Consider the following 17,593-nt stretch of genomic DNA (forward strand, 5'->3'; position numbering starts at 1 on the left):
GATAAAGCGAGCTCAAGTTGAGCTCGTTTTTCTTAATGGAATATGTACCGTTGTCTGGTCCATCATTAAATCGGTATTTTCAAAAACATTTCTCGCTTCTTCCACCAGTCCTAAAACATCAGATTCCTGGTAGCGAGAACTAATATGATTTAACAACAGTTTCTCCACCCGAGCATCCTTTGCAATCCTAGCTGCTTGAACTGTAGTGGAATGATAATACTCATATGCTAGTCTAGTGTTTGCCTCAGAAAAAGTAGCTTCGTGAATCAAAACGTCGGCATTTCTGGCAAAATCAATGGTCTTTTCTGTAAATCTTGTATCGCCACAAACGACAATGTGCCTACCTTTAATGGTTGGTCCTGTCACGTCACACGCATGAATCGTTTGCCCGTTCTCCAGTTTAATTGAACAACCGCTTTTCAACTTTTGATAGATCGGTCCAGGCTGTACGCCGAGAGCCTTTAATTTTTCAACATTTAACGTACCTGCTTTATCCCTTTCTTCAATGCGATAACCAAAGCTATCGATTCCGTGCTCCAAAAGAGCAACCTTAATGGAAAAATGAGATTCATTCACTTGAACCCCGTCCTCTACTTCTACAATACGCAGCGGATAACGTAGGTAGGTGCCACTAATCCGAATCGCTGTATCAATAAAATCAGCTAATCCTTTGGGACCATATACAACCAATTCTGATTCTCCTCCCTGAAAGGAGCGACTCCCAAGGATGCCTGGTAATCCAAAAATGTGGTCTCCGTGCAAATGAGTAATGAAAATTTTTGTCATTTTACTAAGTGTAATAGATGAAGTAAGAATTTGATGTTGTGTCGCTTCTCCACAGTCAAATAACCATACTTCTCCAGAATCCAATCGAAGGGCTGCGGAACTGACGTTGCGTTTTGTGGAAGGAACACCGGCACCCGTCCCAAGAAATGTGATTTCCATCTAAATCCTCCTTTTCATCGTCTCTTAGTCGCAAACATTTAGATGATCAGCTACACTATATGTATAAATTTCATATAGGAGCTGGATCTCATGTCTTCGAAGAATAGATTAATAGTTGCATTAGTCCTATCTCATATCCTTTTATTCTTGTCTTTCTTTTTGTTAAATGACATCTTCTGGCCGCTCTTTACCGTATCTCTTCTATTACTCGGTAGTTTTTCATTCCGTCATGTTAAATGGAGGGAAATTTCTTTCGCTCAACTCATAATCGGAATTGGAAGCGGTGGCTTGCTGTATCTCATTTTTTATGTGGGTAAAGTGATGATGCTCTACATTTTCCCTCAGTCGATAACTCAGGTTGAAGCACTCTATCAACTTGTAGCACCTAATCAAACCTGGCATTATTACAGCCTAATTCTTATCATCATTCCGGGAGAAGAACTGTTTTGGAGAGGGTTTGTACAAACACAGCTAAGAACGATTCACATCAAGTATCCAATCTTACTAGCTGCTCTTCTTTATATGAGTGCACACATATATGCAGGCGCTTTTCTATTGCTGATAGCTGCTGTTTTAGCAGGAATTGTATGGGGATACCTGTATAAACGCACTGAAAATATGATCGTTCCACTGCTTTCACACCTTGTTTTCGACTTATTTCTTCTAGTTTTCTTTCCGCTTCTCTAGTTTATACGAAAACTTTACTTCATGAAGGAGGTTCTTCACATGCTTCTTATACAGAAGAGCCTCTTTGTGATCTGGATCTTTCTCTCCATAGCGAACCTTCTCGTAAATTTTAATAATATACTTTTTGTTTTCACAACTACCAGGAATCCTTCGCAACCATTCACTTAACGTTTCATCTTTTTGGCGACCATTACGATATTTGAACGCTTTTATTTCAAGATCATAGAGCTGTTTTCTTATTTGATCAGAAGGTGGCTTTGATTGCTTCATTTGTTTATCTTTATGTGAATACACTGTTTCACTTGTTGAAGTTGCAAACGATTTGACTTGAAAACGAGAAAGAGCCAACCTTTTCTTATACAAAACGATCGCAACAATAACGAAGCAAATGAAAAGTAGAGTATAGAAAATCATCTCTATCGGAATATCTATCCCTTGATTCAGAATTTTTTTATCGTTCATGATTTCTTGAGTCTCACTACTCGAGCTCGTCTGTAATAATTCCCGACCATCTTCAGTAAAGCGACCTTCAAGAAACGATGTTATCCAGTAAATCGGTAGACCAATAACATAACCTAGTCCGCTTATCGAATAAGAGATTGCTTTTACGATCGGTTCTTTCACCCAAATCAAGATGCTAAACAGTACACTTGAAGCAGATAACAAAATGAAGATAGAGCTTATCGCCCACCTAGCCTGCTTCTTCCCTCCTGTTTTTCTAACTTCTACAGCAGTTCTACAAATAAGAAGCATCACGAACTGCACAAGAGGCAACAAAAAAATAACCTGTCGCAGTTCAGATGAATTACTAAATAAAAAGAATAGAAACGCCCCAATTAAACTTAAGAAAAATATGAGAGCATCATTACTTCGCTCAATCTCCCACATATTAATATAACTCCGCCAGGCAATGACTATCGAAAGAAGAACCGTATATAGGAACGGGAAACCTAGCACTACTACTCCCGCAAGAGTCGTCAAAACCATTAGCAGCAACATCCATGTAAACGAAATGTATGCGCGGTTTCGGGCGTAGACACCGAAAAATACTAAGCCTCCCCCTATAACCATAGTCAGAAAGGGAAGTATCGGTGGAAAGGTCTTTTCATACAAATAAAAAAACGAAATGATAAGATACACAAACACCATGTCATAAACGTAATAAAGAATATGAGAGAGTTCCTTTCGTAAACTCATGACTCCTTCTTCCTCTCTAAATAGCTAAGATATGCGTCATCACCTGACATTTTTACTTCATAGCATTTATGTCCTTTCCTTTCTAATAGATGATAAAACGCTGCTTCTTTGCTCTCGTGGATCGGTTCTCCTAATCGAATGACAACAGATCGATCTGTTATTCGCTTCCGCAGCCATGCACTCATTCGCTCAAAAGATAACAAAGGCCTCGTTTCGTCAATTCGAGCTAGCAATTCAAGCGCATTACTCAACTGAGCATTTCCCTCACCTGCTTCTAGTGTCATACATGGGGACGGTCCTTCTGGATCTAGATTGATATGTAATTCGAATGACACCCCTCTTTTGGTAGCAAGTTTGCAGAGAAAAGCAAGTTGACTTATATACGTCTCGATGTCTTTAGAGACCTGCCCAGGACTATTTTTCCTTTTAACAGATAAATCAAGAACAAATATCCACCTCAAATCAATCGAACGTTCGTATACTTTTGTTTTCAATTCTGAGGTTCTAGCTGTGGCTTTCCAATGAATGCGATTGAATGGGTCCGAACTTTCGTATTCCCTGGCACCTGCTGGAGATGAGAGGTTTTCATATAGCGAATGTTCATAAGAATGGCTTCCCATTTCGAACGTCGAAAGTCGCTCTACACCTTTCACCTCTAAAAGTTCGGGATATATCAGAATTTCTGTCTGAAATAAACTTTCAAGAATGGATAACTGTCTCCCCCATCCAAAGAGATCTTTAATCAAAAGCTCTACTTTTCTTATCCGAGTCACTCCTCTTTTATCTGCATAAATCGGAAAGGAAATGGTTTTCCCTTCCTTTCTACCAAGATAATAAGGTATGGAATAAAATTGAAGGTTTTTGGTATTTTGGACTAGATCAACATTTGAAACATGCAGAATAGGCTCTAGAGAAAAATGGAGCTGCCCATTCCATATCGGAACTTTCCCAGTATTGTTTAGTGTAAAAGAGAGGGTTTCCTGCTCCCCTTTGAAAAGCTTAATCGTTCGACGGTTATTTACTAATTCAAGATGCTCACCTGCATTTTTCAAGTACAGACGAGTAAAAAAGGTTAATAGCAATAGCGCAATGGTGATTAAGAAAAGTTCAAAAGACTGAAAATAAAATGAGAGAAGAAGGACAATCCAGCTCAGGGCAAAAAATGAAGTTAGAAACAATGAAAGCGATGTTGACGATTTCCACCTCATGTTACTGACGTCCCTAGCACTTCCACAGGCACTTCAATTTGAGTGAGAATTTCATTAAATACTTTTTGTTTCGTCATCCGCATGGATCCTTCCATCGTAAGTACAAGACGGTGACTAAGAACATAAGGAGCCACGAACTGGAGATCATCAGGAGTGACATATCGTCTCCCTTCTAAATACGCTTTTCCCTGTGCGGCTTTCATAAAAGCAATTGTGCCCCTTGGACTAACGCCAACACTTATGTACTCTGAATTTCTTGTGGCTTCCACAATATTAAGTAAATAATCTTCAATCACATCAGAAAGTTCAACTCGTTTTACTTCCTCTTGAAATGATTCAATCTCACCTTCTTCAAAAAGACACGTCAAATCATTAAATGGATTATGTAATCTCATCATTTGAATCATCTGTTTTTCTTCTTTCATGGTTGGGTAGCCACTTTTCATTTGCATAAAGAAGCGATCCATTTGTGCTTCAGGTAATGAGAAGGTACCCTGTGATTCTAATGGGTTCTGTGTCGCCATGACGATAAAAGGAGTAGGAAGCTTTAACGTTGTTCCTTCAATGGTTACTTGCTTCTCTTCCATAACTTCCAATAAACTCGACTGGGTCCTTGGAGTAGCTCGATTTATCTCATCTGCGAGTAATACATTCGTCATAACGGGGCCGGGTCGTAATTCAAAATCTTGTTTCTTAGGATTGAAAAATTGAATACCTGTGACGTCACCTGGAAGAACATCAGGAGTAAATTGTATTCTCTTAAATTCCCCTCCTAGTAAAACGGCCATTGACCGGGCAAGAAGTGTTTTCCCCGTGCCTGGAACATCTTCTAATAAAACATTCCCATTATTCAACAATGAAATCATTACAAGTTCAATCGTTTTTTCTTTGCCGATCAGCACCTTTTGCATTTCATGTTGAACAATCTTCATTTTTTCTACAATTTTCATTTTGTCAGCTCCCTTTCAGATCAGATGAAAAATGGGCTATTCTTTTTCTTTTTTATAATTCCAAAGAAAATCACGATCTAGACTCGTTCCACGTCTTTTCTCGTCTCGCAGTTTATGACTTCCATCTTCGCCAAGCTGGTTCCCTTTTAGAAGAGCACTATCTCCGTATTTTGATCGGATAGATCCAATGGTTTTCTGTAAGCTATCTCTTCTTGAATCAGCTTCAAAAGAAAATAAATCAAGCTGAACAGTGGCTTCGTTTCGATCAACTAATTGCTGTCCAGTTATTCCAAGTAATCGAATTGGCTGCCCGGACCAGTTCTTTTCAAATAGTCTCTGAGCTGCATCTAAAATATCAGCAGATTGAGAAATCGGGTTTTGAAGCTTCTTGCTTCTGGTTACAGTTGTGCGATCATTGTAGCGAATCGTCAGCTGAATATTAAAGCTCAAAACATTCTTCTTACTCATACGCTTCGCGACCGAATCTGATAAATTAGTCAGCGCAGTATTAATACGATGATGATCAATGAGATCCTCGGGAAAAGTGGTGGAATTCCCAACGCTTTTAAACTCATCTATGGCGTCAGGATCAACCGGACGGTCGTCCCTCCCATTTGCGCGGTCATGTAGCCTTCTTCCGTTGATACCAAGCTTCATTTCAAGCTGCAGAGGATTCGCATGAGCAAGATCGTGAATGGTTTTAATATTGAGTTCATGCAATTTCCCCTTCGTTTTCTTGCCTACCCCATGCATTTCACCAACATCTAGCGGCCAGAGTAATTTATCTAGCTCTCTTTTACGAAGAATCGTTATACCTAAAGGCTTCTTCATATCAGAAGCCATTTTAGCCAAGAATTTATTAGGGGCGATTCCGATACTACATGGAATACCAATTTCAGAATGAATCCGCTGTTGAATTTCCTTTGCAATAGCAACAGGACTTTTCTCACCGCAATCTTCCGTAATATCTAAGTAACCTTCATCAATCGATACTGGCTGAACGAGTGGCGTGTAGGTTTCTAACAATTCGAATATTTGGAGAGAGGTTTGGCGATAAAGGGGAAAGTTAGGTGGCATGATGAGAAGTTCTGGACAGTACTTTTTCGCTTCCCATACCGGCATTGTTGTTTTCACACCTTTCTTTCTCGCTTCATAGCTACTTGTCACCACAATGCCTCGCCTTTCCTCAACATTCCCGGCAATCGCAAGAGGTTTTCCGCGAAGCTCTGGATTATGAGCAGCTTCAACTGACGCATAAAAACTGTTCATATCCACATGAAAAATAATTCTACCTCTTCCCTTTGCACTCCTATCCATTCCACACATCTCCTTAAACCTATATCGACTCCATTCGAGTCTATTCGGGCGGTGCCTGTCACTAGTAACTAACAAAAAGACAGGAGTGGGCCCCTGCCTTACGTCGTTTTAACTTGTTGTCTTTCAACCCATTTCACAAATTCATTTCCGTGAAAATGCTTATTGAACTCCATCTGAAATTGATACATTGCCTCAAGAAATTCAGCATTTTCTTCTGATTTGGAGCGATATTCTTCAAGGTACTTCATAACGGAGTATGAGTACTGGTCACTCGCTTCTACTTTAGATAGTCCTTCTTCAGTCAAAGTAACATATGATACGCGTCGATCATCCGTTTTCTTTTCAAGTTTAACGAACAATTTGTTTTTCAACCGCTTTAATACCTGCATAACGGTGGAGACATCCCATAGACCGATTTCCGATATTTTGGTTATCGTTACCTCTTCCTCAAAGTAAACAATCCACATCACATGTTGTTCAGCCTGAGTTAATCCAATCTCTCTTGCATTTTTTTGCCATTCATTTTCGAGAACTTTATATGTTCCGCGCATATAGTTCATTAGTTTATGAGTTTGAATAGAGTCCATCTTAACACCGCTTCCACTTCTTTAATTGTAATCATACGAATCCATTTTAACATAATATAGGAATCCTGCCACGAAGATGAGAACAACAAAAAAAGAACATTGTCTAAATCCGACAATGTTCTAAACAATGCTTTACTTACTATGCATTTGCTACTTCTTTAATAATAGATACCACGGCTTCAGAAACTTTCACTAATTCTTTTACCGGCATCCGTTCATTTGTAGTATGAATTTCTTCATAACCTACCGCAAGGTTAATTGTGGGAATACCGTGTCCAGCTATAACGTTTGCGTCACTTCCACCGCCACTAGTCAATAGTTCTGGGGAACGACCAATCTTTTCCATAGCTTTTTTCGCTATTTCAACAACGTAATCACCATCGTTGAACTTAAATCCAGGGTACATGACCTTAATATCAAGATCAACGGAGCCTCCCATATCTGAAGCAGTTGTCTCAAATGCTTTTTTCATTTTTTCTACTTGAGCTTCCATTTTCTCTGGAACGAGCGAGCGTGCTTCTGCAAGAACTTCCACATAGTCGCATACAATGTTTGTTTGTGAGCCACCTTGAAAACGACCAATATTCGCTGTCGTTTCATTATCCAAACGTCCAAGAGGCATCTTAGCGATAGATTTTGCTGCCATCGTGATTGCGGAAACTCCCTTTTCAGGTGCTACTCCTGCATGAGCCGTTTTTCCATAAATAGTTGCCTTGATTTTTGCTTGAGTAGGAGCCGCTGTGATAATTTTCCCAACTTCACCATCACTATCGAGAGCGTAGCCAAATTTGGCGATTAGCTTCTCTGGATCAAGAACTTTTGCACCTTGTAGTCCAGACTCTTCTCCAACAGTTATTATAAATTGGATCGTTCCATGCTCGATATTCTGTTCTTTTAGTACACGAATAGCTTCAAACATCGCAGCTAGTCCTGTTTTGTCATCGGCACCAAGAATCGTTGTTCCATCCGATACGACATATCCATCTTTAATTGAAGGCTTAACTCCTTTTCCTGGGACAACTGTATCCATATGCGAAGTGAAGTAGATCGGATCTGCACTTTCAACGGTGCCTTTTAGTGTACAAATTAGGTTACCGGCTTCATGTTCCGTTTTTTCTGCTGCATCATCTTCTTCTACTTCCACACCAAGTGATGTGAACTTTTCTTTTAAAATGGCAGCAATTTTCTTTTCGTTTTTTGTTTCAGAATCAATTTGAACGAGTTCTAAAAACTCATCCACAAGTCTTTGTTCATTAATCATGATGTCGTGCCTCCTGTAATTCATTTTAAAGCGGAATGTTACCATGCTTTTTCTTTGGACGTTCTTCTCGCTTATTTCTCATTAATTCCAGTGCTTCAATCAATTTCATTCTAGTCTCTCTCGGATCAATGACATCATCAACCATCCCGCGTGATGCGGCTATGTATGGATTAGCAAATTTCTCCCGATACTCTTCAATCTTTGAAGCGCGCGTTTCTTCGGGATTATCGCTCCCATTAATTTCTCTCGCAAAAATGACGTTTGCGGCTCCCTCTGGACCCATTACAGCTATCTCTGCATTCGGCCATGCATATACAAGGTCAGCTCCAATGGATTTCGAGTTTAGGGCAACATATGCTCCACCATAAGCTTTTCTTAAAATGACTGTAATTTTGGGCACCGTTGCTTCAGAATATGAATAAAGAATTTTTGCTCCGTGACGAATAATGCCCCCATGTTCTTGCTTAATTCCTGGGAAAAATCCTGTAACATCCTCAAACGTGATCAATGGTATATTAAATGAATCACAGAATCGGATAAACCGTGAAAGCTTATCAGAAGAATCAATATCAAGTCCTCCGGCCATTACCTTAGGCTGATTGCAAATCATTCCAACTGTTTCTCCCTTGATTCTTGCAAAACCAATGACGATATTCTTCGCAAAATACTTTTGTACTTCTAAGAAAGAATCTTTATCAACAACTGAATCAATTACGGCTCTTACGTCATATGGTCTCGTGGAGTCAAATGGGACAATATCCGCAAGATCTGAACAAAAATCATCTCGTTCCGGACTTGCCACGATTGGCGTCTTCTCCTCGTTATTGGATGGTAAGTAAGTGATCAAATCGCGAACGTTTGCGAGAACTTCTTCCTCAGTTTTTCCTGTGAAGTGCGCGTTTCCACTTTTAGAACGGTGAACTTTCGCACCGCCAAGATCTTCAGCAGAAATTTTCTCGCGCGTAACCGTTTCGATTACTTTCGGACCAGTAATAAACATCTGACTCGTATCTTCTACCATAAAAACAAAATCAGTAATTGCTGGTGAATAAACAGCCCCACCTGCACATGGACCCATAATCACAGAAATTTGTGGGATCACTCCGGAATAGATCGAATTTCGATAGAAGATATGTCCGTACCCGTCCAATGATACCACACCTTCTTGAATTCTCGCACCTCCAGAGTCATTCAAACCAATGATTGGAGCACCATTACGAGCAGCAAGATCCATAACATGGGTTATTTTTTTGGCGTGCATTTCCCCTAATGCGCCACCAAACACTGTGAAATCTTGGGCAAAAACATAAATAGGACGACCATCTACTTTTCCATAACCGGTCACAACACCTTCTCCAGGTGCTTTTAAATCTCCCATGCCGAAGTCTTGAGAGCGATGTTCAATGAACGAGTTCAGCTCTACAAAGGTACCTGAGTCAACCAGCAAGTCAATTCGTTCCCTAGCGGTTAATTTACCTTTCTCGTGCTGCTTGTTAATCCGTTCATCACCACCGCCCATTTCTACTTCTCTTCTGCGGTCATACAGTTCATTAATTTTATCGTACATGTCCATTATTCTGCCTCCTTCGTTCCCTTTTCACAAAGTTCGTATAGTACTCCTCCTGCTGATTTAGGATGCAGAAATGCAATGTTCGCTCCACCAGCTCCTTTAACAGGTGTTTCATGAATCAGCTTAACACCGTTTGAAGAAAGCTCTTTCAATCGTTCTTCAATCCTGTCATCAGCAAGAGCAATATGGTGAATACCCTCGCCTCTCTTCTTAATGAATAAGGCAACTGGACTAGACTCACTCATTGGTTCAAGAAGTTCGATTCTCGACTCACCGATTTTCATAAAAGCGACTTTCACACCTTCAGAAGCGACTTCCTCAATCGCTTCAAGCTTCAAATGAAGCTGATTCACATAAAAAGGTAGTGCTTCTTCAAGAGAAGAAACGGCAATCCCAATATGGTCAATTTTCTTAGGTGGCTCTTTAACTGTTTGGTCAATTCCATCACGCTCGTATACTGCTTTTTCAATGAAAATGGCTGTATCTTTTGTAGGGGTTCCTGGTGTGAAAACTTTTTGAATCCCTTTTGATTCTAGAAACGGAATGTCTTCCCATGGAATTACACCCCCTCCTACTACAATAATATCCCCCGCACTGCGCTCTTCTAATAATGAAACAATCTCAGGGAATAATTCATTGTGGGCCCCAGATAAACAAGATAGGCCAATTGCATCTACATCTTCTTGTACAGCAGCTGCAACGATTTGCTGTGGCGTCTGTCTTAACCCTGTGTAGATCACTTCCATTCCATAGTCTCGAAGGGCCTGCGCAATAACAAGAGCACCTCTATCGTGTCCGTCAAGACCTGGCTTCGCAATCAATACTCGAATCTTCTTCATATCGCTCAACTCCCAGTTTGTTTAGATTCCTGTGTACTCACCAAATTCTTCCCGTAGTACCCCGCAGATTTCGCCAACCGTGCAATAGTCTCTAACACAGTTAATAATAAGAGGCATTAAATTGCTAGTTCCTTTAGCTCCCATTCTCAATTCTTCCAACCGAGCGCTCACTCGATTCGGTTCTCTTGTAGAGCGAAGCGATTCAATTTTCTCGATTTGTTTGCGCTGAAGCTCCGGATCTATACGGTGTAATTCAGGCTTTGGTTCATCTTCTAGAGTATATTGATTCATTCCAACAACAACTTCTTCGCCGCTTTCGATTTTCTTTTGAGTTTCATAAGAAGCTTGATGAATTTCACGCTGCATATAACCTTGCTCAACAGCTGAGACTGCGCCACCCATATCATCAATCTTGCGAATATAATCAAACACATACTCTTCTAACTGATCAGTTAGTTTCTCAATAAAGAAAGAACCTCCTAGCGGATCAACTGTATCCGTAACACCACTTTCATTCGCGATAATTTGCTGCGTTCGAAGAGCAATCCGTGCTGAATCTTCTGTTGGTAACGCTAATGCTTCATCCTTTGCATTCGTATGCAAACTCTGGGTACCACCTAATACTGCTGCAAGCGCCTGAATGGTAACTCGAACGATATTGTTATCCGGTTGTTGGGCTGTTAGCGTTGATCCCGCTACTTGAGTGTGAAAACGTAGCTGAAGGCTTTTCGCTTTTTTAGCTCCATACCGTTCCTTCATAATCTTTGCCCAAATTCTTCTCGCAGCTCTGAACTTCGCAATTTCTTCAAGGAACTGATTGTGTCCGTTAAAGAAGAAGGCCAATCTTGGTGCAAAGTCATCGACCTTTAACCCAGTTTCAATAGCTGCGTCAACATAAGCGATTCCGTTAGCTATTGTAAAAGCTAGCTCTTGGGCCGCTGTCGATCCCGCTTCTCTTATGTGATAGCCTGATATACTAATTGTATTCCATCGCGGTACATGCTCAGCACAATAAGCGAAAATGTCCGTGATAAGTCTCATAGATGGTTTTGGTGGAAAAATATACGTACCCCTAGCGATGTATTCTTTTAAAATATCATTTTGGATCGTTCCAGAAATTTGTGCCTGTGACACTCCCTGTTTTTCTGCGACGACAATATACATAGCAAGCAATACAGATGCTGGAGCATTAATAGTCATGGAAGTACTGACTTTATCAAGAGGGATATCTCGTAAAAGCGCTTCCATATCATTGAGTGAATCAATAGCAACACCCACTTTACCAACTTCACCTTTGGCCATTATATCGTCTGAATCATAGCCGATCTGTGTAGGAAGATCGAAGGCAACTGATAATCCAGTTTGACCTTGATCAAGTAAATATCTAAAGCGACGGTTGGTCTCCTCAGCTGATCCAAACCCTGCATACTGTCTCATTGTCCATGTTCTACCTCGGTACATCGTTGGTTGAATACCTCTTGTATATGGATATTGTCCTGGTAAGCCCAATTTCTCCATGTAGTTCTCATCCAAAGTTTCTGGATGTCCCAAACGGTCTATATCAATTCCAGAGCTCGTCTTAAACGCTTCTTTCTTCTCCGGAAACTTCTTAATAAGTTTTTCAGTTAGTGCTTTCCATTCTTCAAATTGAGTTTGAAAATCTTTCTTATCTGTCTCCATCCCCATTCCTCCCTAGTTGTCTTGCTATAGAATTAATTCGAAATTTAGATGTCTAACTTATATCTAATTCTTTATTAAGTAAGCGTTTTCCTTCAAGAACTACAAAATTTGTCGATACTCGCTACTGTTTCATGAAGGATTGTCTTGTCCAATATAAGAAATCCATGTAAAATGACAATAGAATGTTTATTTTGGGAGGGACTCTCATGCCTCGTAAAGCCACAAAGATTGTTGTATATATTATGATTATCTCGATGCTTCTTAGTTTGTTTGCTGGAGCAACTGCGATGTTGTTTTAATAACGACTTGTTCCTAGCAAAAAATCATTTTTAAATAAAGAAACAGTTTTCATCCTATACAAAGAAGAGGCTGTCAGTTGACAGCCTCTTCTTTGTATAGGCATTCTCTTTTAGTATCTATCATTATTCATAGCTATAAACCAAGTTAATTTTGAGCTCCTTTATGGTCTAAAATCGCTTTATCCTTAGATAGGGCCCCAGATTCAACTCCAAGCTTATAAAAATCATTCTCACTCGTAGTAATCATGATTTTCGTTCCAATTGGAACGACCTCAAAAAGCGACTCAACCTCTTTATTTAATAGACGTATGCAGCCCGCCGTAATATATTTACCAATTGAATCTGGACGATTAGTACCATGTACACCGTAAATCCGACCATTTGTACCTTTTGCATCAAACCCAATCCATCTTGTACCAAGGGGGTTGTCTTTCGCACCCCCCTTTATGTTTTTCTTTCTGTAATAAGGATCTTCTGCTTTTATAATGATTGTAAAAAGCCCTTCTGGTGTATCTTCCGTACTTCGACCAGTCGCTACCGGTAAAACACGCTGAACTTCATTTTCATTAATGAATGCAAGCTCATTAGTCATCTTATTAACGATAAGAAACGGGTCTCCTGGGGTAGGTTGACTACCAAAAGGGAAAAGAATGGATACAGAGAGATATATCGATAGTACGAAAGAGGTCATGGTCTAACACTCCTTTTAGTATCTATCATGCATCCATTTATGCAATTCATTCGGATTTCGAGAAAGCTCCCGGTTTAAAGTATCGTTTTAATAGCAGATATTGTTCGATTTCATTTAGAAAATAAAGAAGAGCTGACCGCGTTTCAAATTCGTCTCGAGCAACAGGTAACGGCGAATTCCTAAATTCCTCTCTCATGGATTCAAGCTCTTCTAAAAAAAGATTCGCAGTATTTTGAGGTTTAACAGCTTCACTAAGCTTTTCCATAAAATCTGCTATCGTACGCCCATGAATATACGTTTGATCGAGTGAAGAAATAATCGGTAACACTCTCTCTAATATCGTAAATTGTTTTTCTCGCATTTTAAAGTAAACATAGTATTTATCATCATCGCGAATCATATGGTTTTCGATATCTTTAAGAGCTAAGTTCTTCGCATACTGAAGCAAATCACCTACTTCAATGATTTCTTTACCGTCCCAGTTGCTTTCACCTTCTCGAAGATAAACCGCGTATTCCATTAAGATCACAGAAAACTTCTCTTCAATTTGTTTTCTAATATTCAACAAATCTTTCTCAAGACTTGGCATATAGAGGTTAAATAGAAGGGCAACACCTATACCAATAACAATAATAGCTACTTCGTTCCATACAATGTCCCAGCTTACTTGATTAAAATTATAAATATGGAGAATGATAACTGAGCTTGTAATGACGCCTTCGGTTGCCTTGATGGCGACTACGGCTGGTATAAAGAAAAGCAACAATAGTGAGATGCTAAACGGTGTATATCCGATTCCTTCAAAAAACACAGCGCTAAACACAATTCCGAGTAAACAAGCTAGAAATCGTTCCCATGAACTTCGAAAAGACCGTTTAGTCGTCGGTTTTATACAAAGAATGGTAAGTATGCCAGCAGAAACGTAGTTATCAAGAGATAGCAATTGGGCGATTGTTATCGCAACACCAGTACCTATTGCCGTTTTTAGCGTTCTATAACCAATTTTCACTTTCAATAAAAATACTTCCTTCCAAATATGACTTACTACTTTAATATCCTTCAATTATCAGAGTCTAAACCATTTTCGTATCGTTGAACAGCAAATTCTCTATTAATAGCGCTTTCAATTAAATATTTTCATAATATATCCTTACATCCTATTGTTGTGGAAGGGCGATTGTATATCTAAGTCAGACACTTTATCTTATATTCAACATAAAAAAAGTGAACCATAGGCTCACTTCATAACACTTTATCTAAAAACGCTTTTGCTCGATCTGTTTTTGGTTCATTGAAGAATGCTGCAGGTTCACTTTCTTCCACAAGCTTTCCTCCATCGAGAAAAAGGATACGATCAGCTGCTTCTCTTGCAAAAGCCATTTCATGTGTAACAATCACCATAGTCATCCCTGATTGACCAAGATCCTTCATTACATCAAGAACTTCTTTTACCATTTCAGGATCGAGTGCAGAAGTCGGTTCATCAAACAACATATACTCAGGTTCCATAGCTAGTGCTCTTGCTATGGCTACACGTTGCTTTTGACCTCCAGAAAGCCGTTTCGGATATTCATTCGCCTTCATTGAAAGTCCAACTTGCAATAGGAGCTCATGTGCTTTTTTCTCAGCAGCATCTCGCTTTAATCCTTTTACTTTAATTGGTGCATAAATAAGATTTTCCAATACTGTTTTATGAGGAAAAAGGTGAAAATGCTGGAACACCATCCCAATAGACTGACGTAACTCCATGACGTTTGTAGTGGGATCTGTTAATTTTTTCTCATCTACCCAGATTGTTCCGGAGGTTGCATTTTCTAATTGATTCATACATCGAAGAAGAGTTGATTTACCAGATCCAGAAGGTCCAATAATTGCAACTACTTCTCCTTTTTGAATCGTTGTTTGAATATCAGTTAATACTTCAAGAGTTCCATACTTCTTGTGCAAATTGTCTATTCTAATCACTCCGGCTCATTCTCCTCTCCACCATTTTTCCAACTAGAGTTAATATCATAACGAGTAAGTAATAAATGATCCCCGCAATAAGTAACGGCTCAAAATACTTGAACTTCTCTGCTGCCACTATTTGACTTCTTCTCATAATATCAAACACACCAATAACAGATACAATCGCTGATTCCTTCGTTAATGTAATAAATTCATTCATGAGTGCAGGTAAAATGTTTTTCATAGCCTGTGGTAGAATGATATCCTTCATCATCGGACGATAAGGTATACCTAATGCAGCAGCCGCTTCATTCTGTCCGCTGTCTACTGCACGAATTCCAGCCCGAATAATTTCGGAAATATATGCAGCTGAATTTAGACCAAATGAAAGGACACCGGCTTCAAAAGCTGAAATATCATAACCCGTTAGCTGAGGAGTTGCATGATAGAATAATAGTAGCTGTAAAATGAGTGGCGTTCCTCGGAAAACGGAAGTATAGGCATCAGCTATCCAAGTTAGAACCTTTACTCTACCAATTTTAAATAATGCGAGAACCGTACCAAGCACAAATCCTACTATTGCAGATACACTTACAAACTTTAACGTGACCAATATTCCTTGCAGGATGTAGGGAATATTAGGCACGAATTGGCTGAAATCCAAATCCATGCCTGATCATCCTTTCTTCTAAGGTGTTATTCTACGGTGTCTTGACCAAACCATTTCTCAATAAGCTCGTCCATCTTGCCATTTTCTTTCATTTCTTTAATTACTTCGTCAAATTCTTCAGTCAGTTCACTATCTTTCGGAAAAGCGACAGCTGACCCTGCTTCCTCGGGATTAGGAAGGTTCTCACCAGTTAAATCTTCATTACTTTCTAAGTAGCCCTTCGCTACCGTATCTTCAATAATAATGGCATCGTAACGTCCTGACTTAAGTTCTTGAATCAATTCTGGAATTCGATTTAATGTGATAATCTCCATATTTATTCCACTGTCTTTTAGCTCATTCGCTTTATCTTCTTGAATCGATCCAAGCTGAACACCAACTTTTGCTCCGTCAAGGTCTTCTGGCTTTGACATTTTATTATCTGATGAAGAAACAATCATGTGATTAGCTGAATAATAAATTTCTGAGAAATCGACATTTTCCTTACGTTCATCTGTAGGCGTCATTCCTGCTAGAACGAAATCAACACGTTCACTACTTAGCGCTGTAATTAACCCGCTAAAATCCATATCTTTTATTTCTACATTATATCCCAACTCATCAGCGATGTAGTTTGCAATATCGACGTCAAAACCAATAATATCTTCTCCTTTTGCAGAATCAATATATTCAAACGGCGGATAATCTGCTGAAGTTCCCATAATGAGCGTTTCTTCAGATGAACCTCCACTTTCTTCTTCGTTCGAATTTTCATTTGAAGATCCGCATGCAACTAGTGCCATCACCATGAATAATCCACCTATAATCATTAGCCAATTTTTCTTCATTTTAATTCCCCCTGATCAATGTATAATAATTCGTTTTTTTGTATATTAATTACTATAGCAGATAATATTTTAGATTTCTACATATTTATTCATATTATTTCATATAAATTAAAGTTGTTAAATTCGGTTTATTCTGTATTATCAAACAAAAACCTTTCTTGTTCATTCTTAATTAAAGAAACAGAAACTAATATTATATGCAAAAAAGCACCAGGCAAGTTTGCCTGGTGCTTTTGAGTAAATGAGTTCAATTTAACAATATTTATTAAATAAGTATTGTAGCATTCCAGATACTTCTTCAGGATCGCTACCTTCGATTTCATGACGTTCAACCATATTAATAATTTCTCCGTCTTTTAATATAGCAAACGATGGAGAAGATGGTGCAAAACCTTTGAAGTATGAACGTGCTGTTGCTGTAGCCTCTTTATCTTGACCTGCAAAAACAGTTACAAGTTGATCTGGCACCTTTTCGTTTGTAATAGCCATTTTTGCAGCCGGACGCGCAACCCCTCCTGCACATCCACATACAGAGTTTACCATCACAAGAGTTGTTCCTTTACTTGTCACAACCTCTTCTACTTCTTCAGAAGTTGTTAATTCTTTATATCCTGCTGCTTTGATTTCTTCACGAGCTGTTGCAACAACGTCGTTCATAAATAAATTAAAGTCCATAGACATTTTATATTCCTCCCTTTATCATGAAACCTTCTCTCTTATTGTATCGCGAATCCCTATACTTTTCCAAGAAACGCTTTCAAACTTTATCAAAAAAAACAGCCATCCCGAGTTGAAGTGACCCCTGTCAAGTAGACAGGAATTAAAAAGCATTTTTAAGCAGCCTGAGCTCTATACTTATAGGGGCTCAGGTTGTTTAATTTCTTTTGAAATCTTTGGTGATTGTAAAATCGTATGTAT

19 protein-coding genes are annotated in these 17,593 nt (G+C 39.1%); 2 read left to right on the plus strand and 17 right to left on the minus strand.

The annotated features are described in order from the left end of the window. Positions 1–12: 12 nt before the first annotated feature. Positions 13–945: a ribonuclease Z gene (rnz, locus tag ABVF21_RS16965; RefSeq protein WP_303530755.1), complete on the minus strand. Its 933-nt coding sequence runs from the start codon at positions 943–945 to the stop codon at positions 13–15. 90 nt (positions 946–1,035) lie between these two features. On the opposite strand from rnz, the gene ABVF21_RS16970 reads away from it, so the two are divergent. After that, on the plus strand, positions 1,036–1,632 hold the full coding sequence (locus ABVF21_RS16970) for a CPBP family intramembrane glutamic endopeptidase (RefSeq protein ID WP_371018644.1): 597 nt from the start codon (positions 1,036–1,038) through the stop codon (positions 1,630–1,632). Here ABVF21_RS16970 and ABVF21_RS16975 read toward each other — a convergent pair. From ABVF21_RS16975 to ABVF21_RS17015, 9 genes are all read right to left on the minus strand, one after another. After that, entirely contained in the window at positions 1,609–2,829 is a 1,221-nt protein-coding gene (locus ABVF21_RS16975; RefSeq protein WP_371018645.1) for a hypothetical protein, read from the minus strand. The genes ABVF21_RS16970 and ABVF21_RS16975 overlap by 24 nt on opposite strands. Continuing rightward, complete coding sequence (locus ABVF21_RS16980) at positions 2,826–4,037, minus strand: DUF58 domain-containing protein (protein WP_371018646.1); 1,212 nt, start codon at positions 4,035–4,037, stop codon at positions 2,826–2,828. Before ABVF21_RS16980 ends, ABVF21_RS16975 begins: the two co-directional genes overlap by 4 nt. After that, positions 4,034–4,987, minus strand: a complete 954-nt coding sequence (locus tag ABVF21_RS16985) for an AAA family ATPase (RefSeq protein WP_303530748.1) — start codon at positions 4,985–4,987, stop codon at positions 4,034–4,036. Before ABVF21_RS16985 ends, ABVF21_RS16980 begins: the two co-directional genes overlap by 4 nt. 36 nt (positions 4,988–5,023) lie before the next feature. Further along, on the minus strand, positions 5,024–6,304 hold the full coding sequence (locus ABVF21_RS16990) for a DNA polymerase IV (protein ID WP_194222081.1): 1,281 nt from the start codon (positions 6,302–6,304) through the stop codon (positions 5,024–5,026). Between the two features lie 98 nt (positions 6,305–6,402). After that, a complete protein-coding gene (locus ABVF21_RS16995) occupies positions 6,403–6,891 on the minus strand; it encodes a transcriptional regulator, SarA/Rot family (RefSeq protein WP_303530740.1) in 489 nt (162 codons plus the stop codon). A 139-nt stretch (positions 6,892–7,030) separates the two neighbouring features. Further along, the gene (locus tag ABVF21_RS17000) at positions 7,031–8,152 is read right to left on the minus strand and encodes a M20/M25/M40 family metallo-hydrolase (RefSeq protein WP_303530738.1); all 1,122 of its coding nucleotides are present in this window, start codon (positions 8,150–8,152) and stop codon (positions 7,031–7,033) included. 25 nt (positions 8,153–8,177) lie between these two features. Next, positions 8,178–9,728 carry an acyl-CoA carboxylase subunit beta gene (locus ABVF21_RS17005; RefSeq protein ID WP_303531129.1) on the minus strand — a complete coding sequence of 517 codons (1,551 nt, stop codon included), beginning with the start codon at positions 9,726–9,728 and terminating at the stop codon, positions 8,178–8,180. Beyond that, complete coding sequence (gene mce / locus ABVF21_RS17010; RefSeq protein WP_283154009.1) at positions 9,725–10,561, minus strand: methylmalonyl-CoA epimerase; 837 nt, start codon at positions 10,559–10,561, stop codon at positions 9,725–9,727. Before mce ends, ABVF21_RS17005 begins: the two co-directional genes overlap by 4 nt. Positions 10,562–10,582: 21 nt before the next feature. Next, entirely contained in the window at positions 10,583–12,241 is a 1,659-nt protein-coding gene (locus ABVF21_RS17015) for an acyl-CoA mutase large subunit family protein (protein ID WP_371018647.1), read from the minus strand. Between the two features lie 206 nt (positions 12,242–12,447). Between ABVF21_RS17015 and prli42 the strand changes: the two genes are divergently transcribed. After that, positions 12,448–12,540: a stressosome-associated protein Prli42 gene (gene prli42 / locus ABVF21_RS17020; RefSeq protein WP_142329569.1), complete on the plus strand. Its 93-nt coding sequence runs from the start codon at positions 12,448–12,450 to the stop codon at positions 12,538–12,540. A 145-nt stretch (positions 12,541–12,685) separates the two neighbouring features. On the opposite strand, the gene ABVF21_RS17025 is transcribed toward prli42, so the two are convergent. From ABVF21_RS17025 to ABVF21_RS17055, 7 genes are all read right to left on the minus strand, one after another. Continuing rightward, on the minus strand, positions 12,686–13,231 hold the full coding sequence (locus tag ABVF21_RS17025) for a L,D-transpeptidase (RefSeq protein ID WP_303530733.1): 546 nt from the start codon (positions 13,229–13,231) through the stop codon (positions 12,686–12,688). Between the two features lie 46 nt (positions 13,232–13,277). Continuing rightward, complete coding sequence (locus tag ABVF21_RS17030) at positions 13,278–14,246, minus strand: aromatic acid exporter family protein (RefSeq protein WP_194222338.1); 969 nt, start codon at positions 14,244–14,246, stop codon at positions 13,278–13,280. A 227-nt stretch (positions 14,247–14,473) separates the two neighbouring features. Next, complete coding sequence (locus ABVF21_RS17035; protein WP_371018648.1) at positions 14,474–15,196, minus strand: amino acid ABC transporter ATP-binding protein; 723 nt, start codon at positions 15,194–15,196, stop codon at positions 14,474–14,476. Continuing rightward, positions 15,189–15,848, minus strand: coding sequence for an amino acid ABC transporter permease (locus ABVF21_RS17040; protein ID WP_194222088.1), 660 nt, complete (start codon positions 15,846–15,848; stop codon positions 15,189–15,191). Before ABVF21_RS17040 ends, ABVF21_RS17035 begins: the two co-directional genes overlap by 8 nt. Positions 15,849–15,874: 26 nt before the next feature. Next, positions 15,875–16,675 carry a transporter substrate-binding domain-containing protein gene (locus ABVF21_RS17045; RefSeq protein WP_371018649.1) on the minus strand — a complete coding sequence of 267 codons (801 nt, stop codon included), beginning with the start codon at positions 16,673–16,675 and terminating at the stop codon, positions 15,875–15,877. Positions 16,676–16,927: 252 nt separating this feature from the next. After that, positions 16,928–17,356: a BrxA/BrxB family bacilliredoxin gene (locus tag ABVF21_RS17050; protein WP_226614125.1), complete on the minus strand. Its 429-nt coding sequence runs from the start codon at positions 17,354–17,356 to the stop codon at positions 16,928–16,930. 152 nt (positions 17,357–17,508) lie between these two features. Further along, a complete protein-coding gene (locus ABVF21_RS17055; protein WP_371018277.1) occupies positions 17,509–17,589 on the minus strand; it encodes an IS3 family transposase in 81 nt (26 codons plus the stop codon). Between the last annotated feature and the right edge of the window lie 4 nt (positions 17,590–17,593).

The organism is Pseudalkalibacillus sp. JSM 102089 (assembly GCF_041366475.1).
GTDB lineage: Bacteria > Bacillota > Bacilli > Bacillales > Guptibacillaceae > Guptibacillus > Guptibacillus hwajinpoensis_B.

What these genes read in the sequence shown, in the direction of transcription:
- rnz (WP_303530755.1), bottom strand. Translation starts at nt 945, where the DNA reads ATGGAAATCACATTTCTTGGGACGGGTGCCGGTGTTCCTTCCACAAAA.
- ABVF21_RS16970 (WP_371018644.1), top strand. Translation starts at nt 1,036, where the DNA reads ATGTCTTCGAAGAATAGATTAATAGTTGCATTAGTCCTATCTCATATC.
- ABVF21_RS16975 (WP_371018645.1), bottom strand. Translation starts at nt 2,829, where the DNA reads ATGAGTTTACGAAAGGAACTCTCTCATATTCTTTATTACGTTTATGAC.
- ABVF21_RS16980 (WP_371018646.1), bottom strand. Translation starts at nt 4,037, where the DNA reads ATGAGGTGGAAATCGTCAACATCGCTTTCATTGTTTCTAACTTCATTT.
- ABVF21_RS16985 (WP_303530748.1), bottom strand. Translation starts at nt 4,987, where the DNA reads ATGAAAATTGTAGAAAAAATGAAGATTGTTCAACATGAAATGCAAAAG.
- ABVF21_RS16990 (WP_194222081.1), bottom strand. Translation starts at nt 6,304, where the DNA reads ATGGATAGGAGTGCAAAGGGAAGAGGTAGAATTATTTTTCATGTGGAT.
- ABVF21_RS16995 (WP_303530740.1), bottom strand. Translation starts at nt 6,891, where the DNA reads ATGGACTCTATTCAAACTCATAAACTAATGAACTATATGCGCGGAACA.
- ABVF21_RS17000 (WP_303530738.1), bottom strand. Translation starts at nt 8,152, where the DNA reads ATGATTAATGAACAAAGACTTGTGGATGAGTTTTTAGAACTCGTTCAA.
- mce (WP_283154009.1), bottom strand. Translation starts at nt 10,561, where the DNA reads ATGAAGAAGATTCGAGTATTGATTGCGAAGCCAGGTCTTGACGGACAC.
- ABVF21_RS17015 (WP_371018647.1), bottom strand. Translation starts at nt 12,241, where the DNA reads ATGGAGACAGATAAGAAAGATTTTCAAACTCAATTTGAAGAATGGAAA.
- prli42 (WP_142329569.1), top strand. Translation starts at nt 12,448, where the DNA reads ATGCCTCGTAAAGCCACAAAGATTGTTGTATATATTATGATTATCTCG.
- ABVF21_RS17025 (WP_303530733.1), bottom strand. Translation starts at nt 13,231, where the DNA reads ATGACCTCTTTCGTACTATCGATATATCTCTCTGTATCCATTCTTTTC.
- ABVF21_RS17040 (WP_194222088.1), bottom strand. Translation starts at nt 15,848, where the DNA reads ATGGATTTGGATTTCAGCCAATTCGTGCCTAATATTCCCTACATCCTG.
- ABVF21_RS17045 (WP_371018649.1), bottom strand. Translation starts at nt 16,675, where the DNA reads ATGAAGAAAAATTGGCTAATGATTATAGGTGGATTATTCATGGTGATG.
- ABVF21_RS17050 (WP_226614125.1), bottom strand. Translation starts at nt 17,356, where the DNA reads ATGTCTATGGACTTTAATTTATTTATGAACGACGTTGTTGCAACAGCT.